Origin of the sequence: Flavobacterium gelatinilyticum (assembly GCF_027111295.1) — a bacterium.
GTDB lineage: Bacteria > Bacteroidota > Bacteroidia > Flavobacteriales > Flavobacteriaceae > Flavobacterium > Flavobacterium gelatinilyticum.
In genome coordinates this window covers 666,880-683,919 of sequence record NZ_CP114287.1, presented here as the reverse complement: position 1 = coordinate 683,919, position 17,040 = coordinate 666,880, and the positions used below count along the sequence as shown (strand labels likewise).

Genomic DNA, 17,040 nt, shown 5'->3' with positions numbered 1-17,040 from the left:
AGCCAGATTCCAAATAATAAAATTAAACAGTGATAAATATAAAGTTTGTCGCAAAATTTAGAGTATTGGAAGGTAAGATATTGCTGATCAGCTAAAAATTTGAATCAGGTTAGATAAGCAGTCTGCTTTTGAAATAGATGATTGTTTTTAAGTCTTCAATGATATTTTGGTAGATTTTTCTTCGCAGTTAGTTGATAATAGCTAGCAAGGAGTGATCAAGCCTGCCCAATATCTGCTTAAAGGATATCCTGATTGCTTGAGTGGTAAAGTTTATAATTTAATATAAAAATAGTTATGAAATCGAAATTTACATTAACTCTAATTTTAATTTTTTTTCTAAGTATTTTTTCCTCTGCACAAACCGTATCGGGTACTCCAGGTACAACCGGCTGTCTGGGCGGAGGTACTATCACGGCCAGCAACAATGCAGGATGGACTTCTCCCCAGTATCAATTGCTTAAAAATAATGTTGTGATTGCACCAATTCCAAATGATCCTGCTCAATTTACGACTAACCCTCTTTTTGAGGCTCTTTCCACCGGGACTTACACGCTTAAAGGGCGCAATACAAGTACAGGAACAATTTTTACCAGCGCAAATATAGCAGTTTCAGACGGTTATACGCCGATGAGCATTGCGACGCCAACTAAAGTTGCCAGCTGTTCTGGAGGATCTGCAGTTTTAACAACTACGGTTACAGGCGGTAAATTACCGATAACCTACAAGATAGCACTGCAGTCTTCTCCTGGTTCAATAATTCAGGATAGCGGTGCCGTAAGCGCTTCTAATTTTGCTTTTAATGCACAGCCTGCAGGCAGTTACATTGTAAGTGCTACAGATGCCTGCGGACAAACTGTCACTGGATCAACAGCTGTCACCAATCCTACCGTAACTGTAAACGATTTTAAACTAGGAATAGGCTATGCGTATCCTAAACACCAGACTTCTGCCTGTTCATCACCGATAATCATAATGGTGGAAGCTGGTTTTCAATATATTTCGAACAGTACTGTTATCTCTGCTGCTGATGCAGCATTGTTTAGCTGGAAAATAAAGTTTCAGGGCCAGTTATATGGAATTGGTACAGACGGAAATGCTACCGTAGGAGCGGATGGTATTTCACCGCAGACTATAAGTTTTAAAATGCCGCTCGCAGCTACCCGTGAAGACATATACGCAGACATTAATAATATGAGGGTAGTACTGATGGATCAGTGCGGCAACACAAAAGAATTTCCAATCAGGCACGTATATAATGGAGGAACCATAACTACATCTAATTGTGGAGGAACTGGCTTACTGAGCGTTAGAGCCAATTTGCTGACCTGCCTTCCGATGGATATGGTTTTTACCAATACTGCCGATCCTTCCGATGTAATTACACAGACATTGTCAAGTATTCCTGCGACCTTAAGCGGTTTTACTGCAGGAGCCACTTATAATTTTACCTATATTGATGCAGCGGGAAATACAACTGGAAATTTTTTAGGTAATCCCTCATCTCAAATAATTATTCCCGCTGAGCCTTCATTTACACCTTCACAATTTTTGTCAGCTGTACAGCCTAATTTGAATGTGCTGGGATATGGCTTGCTGATCCTTTCCAATACTCCCTATCAAATAGGGGATGTACTGACTTATACTGTAACAGCATCCAGCAATCCTTTGGTGCCCTTAGGAACAACCGGCAGCGTGACATTAAATTCGACAGGCAATGCTACACTTCCAAGAGTAAATCCGACAGATCCAGCTGGATATTGGCCAAAAGGGAATTATACGCTTAGCATAACAGGCCCCTGCGGTACGAAATCCATGAATGCAGTTGTACAGGGGTATGTTGCAACCCTTTCAGCCGGCACAATGACACCGGTCTGCGGAGGTTTTAATTATACAATGAAAGGTAATTTCGATGTAGCCAGTGCTTATCAGGTCATTATCGTTTCAGGGCCTTCAAATGTGGGGCAGGTAAGAGATTTAGCCAGTACAACGGCATCACTCCCGTTTAATGGCTTGAATTACGGCACCTACGTTTTCGGACTGCGCATTAAGGGAGGCAATACCAATGTACTGACTGAAACGGTTACCTATGACGCAAGCAATACTGTCAAGGTAGACAGAAGCAGTACTGGAGGTTTTGTCTGCAGTGACGGCGCAGCTGACGGAATACTTACAATTACTGCCACCAGTATTTCACCAGCTCCCAATAATGCATTGTCGTATGCTTTAAGTAGAGACGGAGGGACAACATATGGGGTTTTTCAAAGCTCAAATCAGTTTACAGCACTAAGCAAAGGAACTTATTATTTCAAAGTACAGGATGGATGCGGAAATGTTGTAACACAGTCAGCACAAATTGGTGTGGCAAGTGCACCGACAGCCTCTGCAAATGGTTTGAACAATCCAACATTATGCAAATTAAATTCAGGCACCATTCAATTAGATGTTGATATATCTGGTGCAACTTCCTATTTATGGACTGGTCCAGGTATCAATTCAGGAAATCAAAATTTAAAAAGTCCGGCTGTCAGCTACACTGATCTTAGTGCAGGAGTAAATAATTATACTTGTGCAGTGACTGTTGGAGCGCCTTGCAATACTACCAACACCGCCGGCTTAGTGATAACTTTAAATCCCCTGCCAACAATTGTTATTAACAATCCTGCTACAGTGTGCTCGCCTGGTACAGTAAATCTTAAAGATGCAGCTGTAACGGCAGGGAGCACAGCAGGTGTTGCATTTACTTATTTTACTGATGCAGCCGGCACAGCCGCTCTTGCCAATGCTGATGCAGTTGCTGCCAGTGGCACTTATTACATTAAAGCTGCGACTGCAGCAGGATGTTCCGCAATCCAGCCTGTAACGGTAACGGTCAATCCGGTTCCAACAGTGGTCACAGCGGCCCCGCCTAAAGTATGTGCAGGCACACCAGTCGACCTGACTGCATCGTCAGTAACCGCTGGAAGTACAGCAGGCCTTACCTATACTTATTTTACTGATGCAGCAGGAACATCAGTTCTTGATACGCCAAGTGCAGTAACAGCAGGGGGGACTTATTATATAAAAGGAACAACTGCATCTGGATGTTCGGCAATTAAGGCTGTAGCAGTTTCATTTAATCCGAGCCCTACAGTGGTAACAGCGGCTCCGCCAGCAGTGTGTTCAGGTACATCAGTTAACCTTACTGCACCATCAGTAACTGCTGGAAGCACTGCAAATCTAACGTTTACTTACTTTACAGATGCGGCTGCTACAGCAGTTCTCGCTTCGCCAAGCGCAGTGACGGCAAGCGGAACTTATTACATTAAAGGAACAACTGCAGCTGGGTGTTCGGCAATACAGGGTGTGGCTGTAACAATTAACCCGACTCCCACATTAGTTACCAATGCTCCTGCGGCAGTATGTTCGGGGACTTCAGTTGATTTGACTGCTCCGGCAGTAACTGCTGGAAGTACTCCAAACCTGACGTTTGCTTATTTCACAGATGCTGCAGGGACAATTGCACTTGGTGCGCCTGGTGCAGTTACAGCTGGCGGAACCTATTACATAAAAGGAACAAATGCGGCAGGATGTTCCGCAATCAAGGCTGTGACTGTATCTGTTAATCCCATTCCAGTATTAGCAATCACTGACCCTGATCCCGTCTGCGCAGGAACTGCTGTGGATCTCACTTTGCCTGCGGTAACCGCTGGCAGCTCGGCAAATTTGACTTTTACCTATTTTACAGATACCGCAGGTGCTATCGCATTGGCCAATCCCGCTGCAGTCACAATTCCAGGCACGTATTATATAAAAGGAACAGATACTGTTACAGGATGCGATTCAGCCATAAAAGCGGTGGCAGTAAGCAACTTGGCGCCGGCAGATACAAGTCTGACATATCCTGGCGGTCCCTTCTGCGGATCTGGAACAGTATTGCCAGATCTGATAGTCACATGGTCAGCCCCTCCAGATCCCGTATTGCGCCGCCACAGGCTGACAGGATCCAATCTTCTCGGCGCATCACATGCATTCACATTCACCTCAACAGCCGGTCTGGTTATAAATCCCAATAGCGGTGAGATTGATTTGGCGGCAAGTACTCCAGGTACATATACTGTAAATGTTGTTGCCTCATATTCATTTGCACCGTGTCCGTCTAGCGCTGCAGCAACAATAACTATAAACCCGTTGCCAACTGTTGCAATTACCAATCCGGCACCAGTGTGCTCACCAGGAGCCGTAGACCTTACATCAGCAGCTGTGACTTCAGGAAGCACACCAAGTTTAACTTATTCCTATTTTAGCGATGCAGCAGGGACGCAGCCTTTGGCTGATGCAACTGCAATCACAGCAGGCGGTACTTATTATATCAGGGGAACTGATCCTGCGACGGGCTGTTCTTCAATCAGCCCAGTAGCTGTAGAAGTCAACCTGCAGCCTGATGCTTCATTTACCTATGATGCAATCAATAACATAAATGACGAGTATACCTTTACACCAATCTCTACCGCCGCAGATGTTACTTATAGCTGGGATTTCGGAGACGGAGGAACTTCTTCTGCAGCTGTTCCAACACATCAGTATGATTTACTGGGCACCTATACTATAACGCTTACCGCTGCCAATCTCAATGGCTGCACTGACGTCACAGCTCAAACTATTTCCATAAGCAAAAATCCGAATGTGACAGCAGACATTTCGGTGTTTCCTGCCAATGAGTGCCTTATTGGAAATGCGTTTGAATTTACAAGTGCCTCTATCATAGCATCGGGCTATTCGCTAACAGGTCTCATTTGGGATTTTGGCGATGGCGCACCAGTAAGTACTGCATTGAATCCAATTCATAATTATGCGGCAGCAGGTACTTATGTTGTAAATCTCCAGGCTACGGTCAGTAATGGCGTAAATACTTTTACCGATAATGCCACGAGTTCTGTTCTAGTAATCGCAACACCTGCAGTAACCATTACCAATCCGGCGGCAGTATGTTCAGGCTCTCCTATTGATTTGACAGCACCGGCAATAACCTCGGGAAGCACATCAAATCTTACCTTTGCTTATTTTACAGATGCCACAGGAACGGTGGCCCTCGCCAATCCAGATGCAGTAACAGCAGGAGGTACTTATTATATTCAGGGAACAACTCCCGAGGGATGTTTTGCGATAAGTCCGGTGCAGGTAACTATCAATCCGCTGCCTGTTGTAACAGTTAACAATCCGCCAGCAGTATGCGAGGGCACTACAGTAGATATTACAGCAGCAGCAGTAACTTCTGGCAGTACCGCTAATTTGGCATATAGCTATTTTATTGATCAGGATGGGACGCAAACTTTGGATGGGGCAGATGCCATAACAACAAGCGGCATTTATTACATTAAGGGAACAACGCCTGAGGGATGTTCGTCGATAAGTCCCGTGAAGGTAACCGTAACTCCAACACCGTTTGTAGTTGTCAACAGCCCATCGGCAGCCTGTGCGGGTACAGCAGTTGATCTGACAGCGCCGGATATAACAGCAGGCAGCACAGCGGGGCTGTCGTTTGCTTATTTCAGTGATGCGGCTGCCACGCAGCCTTTAGCCAATGCAAACGCTGTGACATCAAGCGGCACTTATTATATTCGGGGAACAACGCCGGGAGGATGCTCTGCGATTACTCCGGTACTGGTAACGATCAACCCAGCGCCGTCTTTAGTGATTGACAACCCGCCAGCGGTTTGTTCGGGCACAGTTGATTTGACGGCTCTGTCCGTCACAGCTGGAAGCACAGCCAATCTGACCTTTACTTATTTTACAGATTCCGCAGGCACAATAGTCCTTGACGATGCAGATGCAGTAATGGCAAGCGGCATTTATTATATAAAAGCGACGACATCAGAAGGATGCTCAGCAATAGAGCCTGTCACTGTAACAATTGATCCGACTCCCACAGTAACAACAACGCCACCGCCAGCAGTATGTTCAGGTGTTTCGGTGGACTTGACTGCAGCGGCAGTAACGGCAGGAAGCACATCGAACCTGACGTTTGCTTATTTTACAGATGCAGCCGGCACTGCAGCTTTTGCTAATGCAGATGCAGTAACAGCTGGCGGCACCTATTACATAAAAGGAACAACACCAGAGGGATGTTCTGCAATCAGTCCTGTTCAGGTAACTATTAACCCAATACCGGTTGTAAGTGTGACTGATCCTGCACCAGTATGCGAGGGCACTATCGTAAATATTACTGCGGCAGAAGTAACTGCAGGAAGCACACCTAATCTGAACTTTACATATTTTACAGATGCCGCAGGCACTGTAGTACTTGACAGTGCAGAAGGAGTAACGACAAGCGGCATTTATTACATAAAAGGAACAACACCAGAAGGATGCTCATCAATCCAGCCTGTAACGGTAACGGTTTATCCGACTCCTATAGTGGTAACATCCGATCCATCAGCAGTATGTTCAGGAACAACAGTAGATTTGACCGCGCCCTCAATAACTGCTGGAAGCACCGCAAATATGACTTTCACTTATTTTACAGACGCTGAAGCTGCAACAGTCCTTGCCAACCCCGAGGCAGTAGCAGAAGGCGGCACTTATTATATAAAAGGGACAACACTAGAAGGATGTTCAGCAATGCAATATGTAGTGGTAACTATTAATCCTATACCAGCTGTAAACATTACTAATCCGCCAGCAGTATGTTCAGGTATTTCAGTTGACTTGACAGAACCGACAGTTACAACGGGAAGTGCATCAAATCTGATCTTTACTTATTTCATTGATGCTGCAGGCAGTATTTTACTTTCTAATCCAGCTTCAGTCACAACAGGGGGTACTTATTATATCAAAGGAACTACACCAGAGGGCTGTTATGCGATCAGTCCGGTGCATATAACCGTCAATCCAATACCTACAGTAGCTGTTACCAACCCGCCAGCAGTATGTTCAGGGACATCGGTTGACCTTACCGCCGCGTCCGTAACAGCGGGAAGCACATCCGGGCTGGCCTTCGCTTATTTTACCGATTCGGCAGCCACCACCTTGCTGTCCAATCCGTCTTCAGTAACCGCAGGAGGCACCTATTACATAAAAGGAACCACTCCAGAGGGATGTTCTGTAATCCAGAACGTAGCGGTGACGGTTAACCCAGCACCTGTTGTAGCGGTCACCAACCCTGCAGCAGTATGTTCTGGCACCTCGGTGAACCTGACTCTGCCTGCAGTAACCTCTGGAAGCACAGCAGATCTGACGTATTCCTATTTCAGCGATGCGGCAGGTACCCAGCCTCTGGCCAATGCCAATGCCATCACAGCGGCTGGCACTTACTATATAAAGGGAACAACAGCAGAGGGATGTTCAGATGCCAAACCAGTTCAGGTAACCATCAATCCAGCACCGATTGTATCGATCACCAGCCCTGCAGCAGTATGTTCTGGCACCTCGGTTGACCTGACCTTGCCGGCAATAACCTCTGGAAGCACAGCAAATCTGGTATATTCCTATTTCAGCGATGCGGCAGGTACCCAGCCTTTGGCCAATGCTGATGCCATCACAGCAAGTGATACTTATTATATTCAGGGGACTGACCCTGCCACAGGATGTTCTTCAATCAGCTCGGTAAACGTCGTTGTCAATCCCCAGCCGGATGCGTCATTTACCTATGATGCGATCAATAACGCAAATGACCAGTATGTCTTTACCCCAATCTCTGCGGTAGCAGGTTTGAGCTATAGCTGGGATTTCGGCGATGGAGGCACTTCTTCAGCAGCTATTCCAACGCACCAGTATGATGTTGCGGGCAGCTATACAGTAGCTCTGACAGTCACTAACGGCTATGGCTGTACGGCAGCCGCAAGTGAGGCCATTTCGATAACCAAAAATCCGAATGTGGCGGCTGACATTTCGGTATATCCTGCCAATGAGTGCCTTGTAGGAAATGCGTTTGAATTTACCAGCGCCTCTACTATAGCAGCAGGCTATTCCTTGACAGGCCTGATTTGGGATTTCGGTGATGGAACCACGGCAAGCACTGATCTGGCCCCTACACATAGTTATGCGGCGGCAGGCACTTATGTTGTCAGCCTGCAGGCTACCGTGAGCAATGGAGTCAATACTTTTTCTGATAATGCGACAAGCTCTGTTATTGTAACCCCAACACCCGCAGTAGTGATTACCAGCCCGGCGGCAGTATGCTCAGGTACGACAGTAGATCTTACCGCGGCGGCAGTAACCGCTGGAAGCACGGCAAACCTGAGTTTTGCTTATTTTACGGATGCGGCGGGCACTATTGCTCTTGCCAATGCAGATGCAGTAACAACAGGGGGCACATATTACATAAAAGGAACAACTGCAGCGGGATGTTCAGATACCAAGCCAGTGCAGGTAACCATCTACCCAGCACCGGTTGTAGCGGTCACCAACCCTGCAGCAGTATGTTCTGGCACCTCGGTGAACCTGACTCTGCCTGCAGTAACCTCTGGAAGCACAGCAGATCTGACGTATTCCTATTTCAGCGATGCGGCAGGTACCCAGCCTCTGGCCAATGCCAATGCCATCACAGCGGCTGGCACTTACTATATTAAGGGAACAACAGCAGATGGATGTTCGGATACCAAACCAGTGCAGGTAAATATCAATCCAGCACCGGTTTTAGCAATCACCAGCCCTGCAGCAGTATGTTCTGGCACCTCGGTTGACCTGACCTTGCCGGCAATAACTTCTGGAAGCACAGCAAATCTGGTATATTCTTATTTCAGCGATGCGGCAGGTACCCAGCCTCTGGCCAATGCCAATGCCATCACAGCGGCTGGCACTTACTATATAAAGGGAACAACAGCAGAGGGATGTTCAGATGCTAAACCAGTGCAGGTAACCATCAATCCAGCACCGATTGTATCGATCACCACCCCTGCAGCAGTATGTTCTGGCACCTCGGTTGACCTGACCTTGCCGGCAATAACCTCTGGAAGCACAGCAAATCTGGTATATTCCTATTTCAGCGATGCGGCAGGTACCCAGCCTTTGGCCAATGCTGATGCCATCGCAGCAAGTGATACTTATTATATTCAGGGGACTGACCCTGCCACAGGATGTTCTTCAATCAGCTCGGTAAACGTCGTTGTCAATCCCCAGCCGGATGCGTCATTTACCTATGATGCGATCAATAACGCAAATGACCAGTATGTCTTTACCCCAATCTCTGCGGTAGCAGGTTTGAGCTATAGCTGGGATTTCGGCGATGGAGGCACTTCTTCAGCAGCTATTCCAACGCACCAGTATGATGTTGCGGGCAGCTATACAGTAGCCCTGACAGTCACTAACGGCTATGGCTGTACGGCAGCCGCAAGTGAGGCCATTTCGATAACCAAAAATCCGAATGTGGCGGCTGACATTTCGGTGTATCCTGCCAATGAGTGCCTTGTAGGAAATGCGTTTGAATTTACCAGCGCCTCTACTATAGCAGCAGGCTATTCCTTGACAGGCCTGATTTGGGATTTCGGTGATGGAACCACGGCAAGCACTGATCTGGCCCCTACACATAGTTATGCGGCGGCAGGCACTTATGTTGTCAGCCTGCAGGCTACCGTGAGCAATGGAGTTAATACTTTTTCTGATAATGCGACAAGCTCTGTTATTGTAACCCCAACACCCGCAGTAGTGATTACCAGCCCGGCGGCAGTATGCTCAGGTACGACAGTAGATCTTACCGCGGCGGCAGTAACCGCTGGAAGCACGGCAAACCTGAGTTTTGCTTATTTTACGGATGCGGCGGGCACTATTGCTCTTGCCAATGCAGATGCAGTAGCAACAGGGGGCACATATTACATAAAAGGAACAACTGCAGCGGGATGTTCAGATACCAAGCCAGTACAGGTAACCATCGACCCAGCACCGGTTGTAGCGGTCACCAACCCTGCAGCAGTATGTTCTGGCACCTCGGTGAACCTGACTCTGCCTGCAGTAACCTCTGGAAGCACAGCAGATCTGACGTATTCCTATTTCAGCGATGCGGCAGGTACACAGCCTCTGGCCAATGCCAATGCCATCACAGCGGCTGGCACTTACTATATTAAGGGAACAACAGCAGATGGATGTTGGGATACCAAGCCAGTGCAGGTAAATATCAATCCAGCACCGGTTTTAGCAATCACCAGCCCTGCAGCAGTATGTTCTGGCACCTCGGTTGACCTGACCTTGCCAGCTGTAACCACTGGTAGTACAGCAGGGCTGGCCTTTAGTTATTTCACGGATGCTGCAGCTGCAACAGTTCTTGCCAACGCAAATGCAGTAACCAGCAGCGGCATTTACTATATAAAGGGAACAACAGCAGAGGGATGTTCAGCAGTCAAGGCTGTAGTTGTAACCATAAACGCATTACCAAAAGATCCAATTATCAGCTTAGCAGGACAAGCGTCAATATGTGCAGGCAACAGTGCAACAATCAGCGCAGCAGGCACAGGAATTTTTCAGTGGTATAAAGATGGCACAGCAATCACTGGAGCTGTAAGTTCCTCTTATGTGATAGCAGAGGCATCAGCTTCTGATGCGGGAACTTACAGTGCTTTGGTAAGTAATGGAATATGCACTTCAAAGCAAAGCAATTTAATTACATTGAATGTAGATAATTGTCCTGCTGTATTTACCTTAGTGAAAACAGTACTTGATGCAGATGGAGACGGCAAAGCGCAGGCCAATGAAGAGTTAACCTATAGGCTTACCGTTAAAAATACAGGAAGTGCCAAAATCGACGCTGTAACAATTAGAGATGCTGTACCAGCAAATACAACTTATGTAAGCGGGGGGACACTTACAGACGGAATAGTCATTTTTACGGCTACCAATTTGGGAGTTGACATGATCCAGAGCTTCAGCTTCAAAGTTAAGACAGCGTCAGATCTTAAAGGTATAACAACAATTGCAAACCTTGCCACAGCATCAGCAAATGGGGGGGCGGAGGTGCCTTCTAAACCGGAGGATCCTAATAATCCTGGGAATCCAGATCCTTCATGTACCAATCCTGCAGGCTGTTCGACCGATTTGCCGACAGACAATATCGCTGGCATTTCACTTGCCAAACACGGAACCTATGTGGATGGGAACGGTGACGGAAAAATTGATATCGGCGACAGAATAGAATATTCTTTTACAGTGATAAATATTGGAAGCACAATATTGAACAATATTATCGTACTTGATGATAATGCCGCTGTAGCAGGAGGACCTTTGTCTTCATTAGCCCCAGGTGCGGCAGATACCGTGACATTTACAGCCGTTCATATGGTAACGCAGGCTGATCTTGATAGATCAGTAGTCTACAACCTTGCGAAAGCAATAGGAAAAGATCCTAAAGGAAATGATGTTTCTGCAATATCAACCGATCCGCTGCCATGTACCGCATGTCCGGTAGATCCCCTCTGTCCAACCTGCAGCATCACCCCATTGACCGCAGAATCAGGCATTGCGGTAATAAAAAAAGCTGTTGTAATAGATGAGAACAGCAACGGATTTGCCGAAGAAGGAGAGACAATCAGGTATAATTTTGAGGTTAAAAACACGGGGAATACGACCTTGACAAATGTATTGATAACGGATAATCTGCCTGCAATAGTGCTGTCCGGCAGCCCGATCACTTTAGCGCCGCAAGAGATTAATGCAACAAATTTCAGCGCCGTGTATGTAATTACACGCGCTGATATCGATGCAGGATCAGTCACTAATCAGGCCTTGGCAGAAGGGACGTCGCCTTCGGGAGCAAAAGTAAATGCCCTTTCTGACGATGAAAATTTTTTAGGTGATAATCCAACAGTGGTTGATGTTGTTAACTGTGTCATAGAAGTGTTTAATGCTGTCTCTCCAAATGGAGACGGAATTAATGACGAATTCCATATACAGGGATTGGAGTGCTATCCAAGTAATAGTGTTGAGATTTATAACCGCTGGGGAGTAAAAGTCTTCGAGACCTCGGGTTATGGGTCAAACAGAAACATATTCCAGGGATATTCAGACGGAAGGACAACAATCTCAAGAGGTGACCGCCTGCCGGATGGAACCTATTTCTATACCTTGAAATATCAGAATGAAAGGTCAAATAGGACGCAGGAGAAATCGGGTTATTTGTATATAAAAAATTAAATTCCATACAGGGAGCTTTTATCCCTTTTATAATCTAAAGACATATGAAAACAAAGTTTTTTTCGTTCGTTTTGATTTTGACGGCAATTGCAGGATACTGCCAGCAGGATTCCCAATTTACGCAGTATATGTACAATACGATCAATATCAATCCAGCGTATGCGGGATCACGAGGCGCTTTAAGTATTTTTGGATTATACCGCACCCAGTGGGTTGGCTTAGATGGAGCGCCCCAGACAAGCAGCTTCTCGATCAATACGCCAATCAACAACAGCAATCTAGGGGTAGGGCTGTCGCTTGTAAACGACAAAATCGGACCGACCAACCAGAACGATATATCGGCAGACATATCCTATACTGTTCGGACTTCAGCTGATTTCAAGCTCTCTTTTGGGATAAAAGGAACTGCCAATATATTCAATCTGGATATCAATAAACTAAATCCCGCCGATCAGGGAGACCCGCAGTTTCAAGACCTTCAGAACAAGTTTTCTCCCAATGTGGGAGCAGGGGTTTACTGGCATTCTGACAAGGCTTATATAGGGCTTTCGGTTCCTAATTTTATCGAAACCAACAGGTACGATGATAATGATGTTGCCATTTATAAGGACAAAATCAATTATTATTTAATGGGGGGCTATGTCCTTAATCTTGATAAGTACCAGTATTATAAATTCAAACCTGCTATACTGGCCAAAATGGTAGAAGGAGCGCCGCTTCAGGTTGATATTTCTGCCAATTTTATGTTTATTGACAGATTTGTAATCGGAGCTGCCTACAGATGGAGCGCCTCATTAAGCGCAATGGCTGGATTTCAGATCACTGACGGATTGTATGTAGGTTATGGATATGATCGTGAAACCACAAAACTGAACAATTATAATTCAGGATCGCACGAGATATTCCTACGTTATGAATTCTTTAAAAATCATGGCAAAATGACAACTCCCCGTTTCTTCTAAAAAAACAAATGATTATGAAAAATTATATACTTTTCGCCTTAACGATAATCTGTTTTTCATTTGACAGCTATGCCCAAGATTCCAAATTGAAATCGGGGGATAAAAAATACGATGGCTATGCCTATATCGATGCCATAAAAACCTATGAAAGAGTAGCCGACAAGGGATACAAGTCTGAAGATCTGTTTAAGAGGCTCGGAAATTCCTATTATTTCAATTCTGAGTTTGAGGGAGCAGCCAAATGGTACGGAGAGTTATTCGCATTAAACGCTTCGCCCGAGGCCGAATATTATTACAGATACGCACAGTCTTTAAAAGCAGAAGGGCAGGTGGATAAAGCCACTTTAATCATGAATGAATTCATCGCAAGATACAAAAACGATTCCAGAGCAGGGCGCTATAATGATGATGCCCATTATCTGGATGAAATAAGAGCCAATTCAGGCCGCTACAAGATTGAAGATGCCGGCATCAATTCGAAATATTCGGATTACGGAAGTTTTGTCTACGATAGTAAAATATACTTTGCCTCGGCCAGAGATACAGGGAATTTCTCGCAGCGAAAGCACAAATGGACCGGAGAATACTTCACCAATATCTACAGTGCCGATCTTGATGCCCAAAGCGGCGGCGCGTTAAAAGTAAATAAAATCAAATCGGAGATCAACAGTCGTTTTCACGAATCATCTCCTGTTTTTACCAAAGACGGAAAAACGGTTTATTTTACCCGAAACAATTATGCCAACGGCAAAAAAGGCAAAGACGCTGGTAAAATTACGCTGGTAAGGATTTACCAGGCCAGACTTGAAAACGGAAAATGGATAAAAGTAACAGCGCTTCCCTTTACAAGCGATAATTACAGCACGGCACATCCTTCGCTGAGCCCGGATGAAAAAACGCTGTATTTTGCATCCGATATGCCGGGTACTTTTGGACAGTCGGATATTTACAAAGTCAGCATTAACGGAAACGGCAGTTTTGGGACGCCTATTAATCTAGGGAAAGGCATCAATACTGAAGGAAAAGAAACCTTTCCCTACGCAACCAGCGAAAACGAAATCTATTTTGCCTCAGACGGTTATCCCGGACTGGGCGGACTCGATGTATTTGTGGGACAGATTGAAGACAACGGAACCATAAGCGGTATTCGGAACCTTGGCAATGATATCAATTCACCTAAAGATGATTTCGCTTATATCATTGATCCCGTTTCCAGAAAAGGATATTTCAGTTCCAATAAAGACGGTGGGCAAGGTTCTGATGATATCTATAAATTTCTGGAAACAAGAAGGTTAAAATGCCTGCAGGAATTATATGGCGCCATAACAGATTCAGAAAACGGTGCTGTGCTTCCAGAAACAAAAGTGACTTTATACGAAAATCAAAAAATTATAAACTCAACGGTTTCCAATACATCGGGGCAGTACAGTTTTTCTGCAGAATGCGGCAAAACCTATAATGTAAGAGCCGAAAAACCGGATTACGCAACAAAAGAGTTAAATATAACTATTGGAAAAGCTGCCGGAAAAACCAATCTGCCAATCGCATTAGATAAATCGCTATGCAAAGTTGCAGTAGGGGACGACTTGGGAAAATGCTTTGGAATCAAAATGATTTACTTCGATCTCGATAAGTCTGATATCCGTTCTGATGCAGTATTCGATCTTGAAAAAATTCTGGATGTCTTGAATCAGCATCCAACAATGAAACTCGATATTCGCTCCCATACCGACAGCAGGGCGACGGGGTCATATAACTACTCTCTGTCTGACCGAAGAGTGAAATCAACTATAAACTGGCTCATAAAAAATGGAGTGGACAAAAATCGTTTAACAGGAAAAGGATATGGAGAGACCCAGCTTGTCAATAAGTGTGCAGATGGGGTGATATGCGGTGAAGAGGAACATCAGAAAAACAGAAGAAGCCAATTTATAGTAACCGCTCTGTAAACAGCAAAACCAATATGCTTCGACTGGTCAGAAGAAAACAGAAAACACCTATTTTTAAAAAAAATATGATCCCGGCAGAAAGCATCTGGTCCAATTTTCAATGGTTTTGTTGAATTGAAACATTGCGGCATTTTTTAGATTTTCTTTGCGTATGACTAATTGCAAGAGCAAAGCAGGATATGAACTTTACACCTGAAATCGCTGTCGATGAGACTTCTACTTATGTATTAAAACCTGCGTTCCGATTCTGAGGAATAAACCTTTTTTTGTCTCGGCAGCACATCAAATTGGACAGTAATATTCTGCAGTTCCGTTCAATTTAATAAGGCAGATAAAAAAATAAAAGGAAAAATAAAAGTTGTAGGAATTTTGTTTATTTTTATGTAATTATTTGATATGTAGTGTTATATGTTATGCATTTAAAGAATTCATAAAGCTTAGTATTTTAATAGCCACATCAGAGGGATTTTTTTTAATGGCACTACAAATTATTTAATAGTTTCCTTTTTTATATGAAGGATGTATAACTAAGGAAGAAGATATATAACTGCTAAAATTCGATATATTATGAAAAAAAGTCTTTTTGTCTTTTCATTTGTCCTGCTATTGACGTCATGCAACCAAACACCATCAGCAAATTCCGGTGAGAAAGCCGATATTGAGGGTGCTGTTTCGGCAGAATTCAAACCTGCCAGCATCAAGGAACAGATTGTTTACCAGCGCGCAATCGAAGCTTTAGTATGGGGGATACCTGCCGTTAATTATGACCTTATGCTTCAGGCAATGCTGGGCAGCACCAAAGGGAAACAAAATGAGATCATATTTTGGTCAAAACCCGTAGACTGGCATAATCAGACATTAACGCCAAATCCCGACGCGATTTACTTTATGTTTTTTTTCAACACAAAGGATGCCGGGCCAATAGTCATAGATGTCCCTGCGGCAAAAAAAGGCTCCTTTGCCGCCAATATTGACAATATCTGGCAGATGCCCCTTGAAGATGCAGGACCTTACGGGGCAGACAAGGGCGCAGGCGGCAAATATCTGATACTGCCGCCTGACTATAAGGAAAATATTCCTAAAGGATACATTGTACTGAAAGCCGATACCTATGAGGGGTATGGATTGTTCCGCTCCAACCTGCCCAGCCACAGTGATGCCGATATAGTGAATGCCGTCAATTACGGCAAACAGCTAAAACTATATCCGCTTGCCAAAGCCAAAAATCCCGGCCAAACAAAATATACAGACGTGAAAGATGTGCTTTACAATTCCGTCATCCCCTACAACAGCCGGTTTTTCATCTCCCTTGACCGCATTGTGCAAAGCCAGCCTATACTGGTGCGCGATAAGGCGATGATTGATAAACTAAAAAGCATAGGCATTGAAAAAGGGAAAGCCTATAACCCTGATGCACGAACCACCGAGATTCTGAATGCAGCGGCAAAAAGTGCGCATGACTATTTGGAAGCAATGCTTGAAAAGGGGTTTCCGCCGATAAATCCTGATGCAAAATGGGCTGTTCCCGCAATGCCGGAACTCGTCAAGGCGGGATCTTCGGGATATGCGGAATCTGATATTTATCCTACAGATGCCCGAGCACTGACCTATTCAATCGGTTATGTAGGCATAAAACGCCTGGGTACAGCACAAATATATCTTATTGCAGGAAAAGACAAGGAAGGCCGCGCGCTTGACGGCGATAAAACCTATATGCTCCACGTGCCTGCAAATGTACCAACCAAGCAATACTGGTCGGCAACAGTCTACGACCGTACAACACATTGCCTTATCAAAAATCTGCCGCGTGCAAGCAGAGCATCGAATGCGACAGAGATCCAAAAGAATACAGATGGCTCGGTTGATATTTACTTTGGCCCAAAATCTCCTGCAGGCAAAGAATCAAATTGGATTCCAACGGACCCTAAAGGAAAATTTGAAGTATTATTCAGGATTTACGGCCCGGAAAAACCTTTTTTCGAGAGGGTATGGAAACTTGGAGATATAGAAGAGGTTAAATAATCAATTGCTAA

At 44.9% G+C, this 17,040-nt stretch carries 4 protein-coding genes; all 4 read left to right on the top strand.

The features are described 5' to 3' along the window. Positions 1-294: 294 nt before the first annotated feature. The 4 genes from OZP11_RS02885 (at position 295) to OZP11_RS02870 (ending at position 17,029) form a co-directional block, all read left to right on the top strand. A complete protein-coding gene (locus OZP11_RS02885) occupies positions 295-12,096 on the top strand; it encodes an Ig-like domain-containing protein (protein ID WP_281233722.1) in 11,802 nt (3,933 codons plus the stop codon). Between the two features lie 44 nt (positions 12,097-12,140). Further along, positions 12,141-13,058: a PorP/SprF family type IX secretion system membrane protein gene (locus OZP11_RS02880; RefSeq protein WP_229355295.1), complete on the top strand. Its 918-nt coding sequence runs from the start codon at positions 12,141-12,143 to the stop codon at positions 13,056-13,058. 14 nt (positions 13,059-13,072) lie between these two features. After that, the gene (locus OZP11_RS02875; protein ID WP_281233721.1) at positions 13,073-15,007 is read left to right on the top strand and encodes an OmpA family protein; all 1,935 of its coding nucleotides are present in this window, start codon (positions 13,073-13,075) and stop codon (positions 15,005-15,007) included. A 567-nt stretch (positions 15,008-15,574) separates the two neighbouring features. Next, positions 15,575-17,029 carry a DUF1254 domain-containing protein gene (locus tag OZP11_RS02870; protein WP_281233720.1) on the top strand — a complete coding sequence of 485 codons (1,455 nt, stop codon included), beginning with the start codon at positions 15,575-15,577 and terminating at the stop codon, positions 17,027-17,029. The last annotated feature ends 11 nt before the right edge of the window (positions 17,030-17,040 follow it).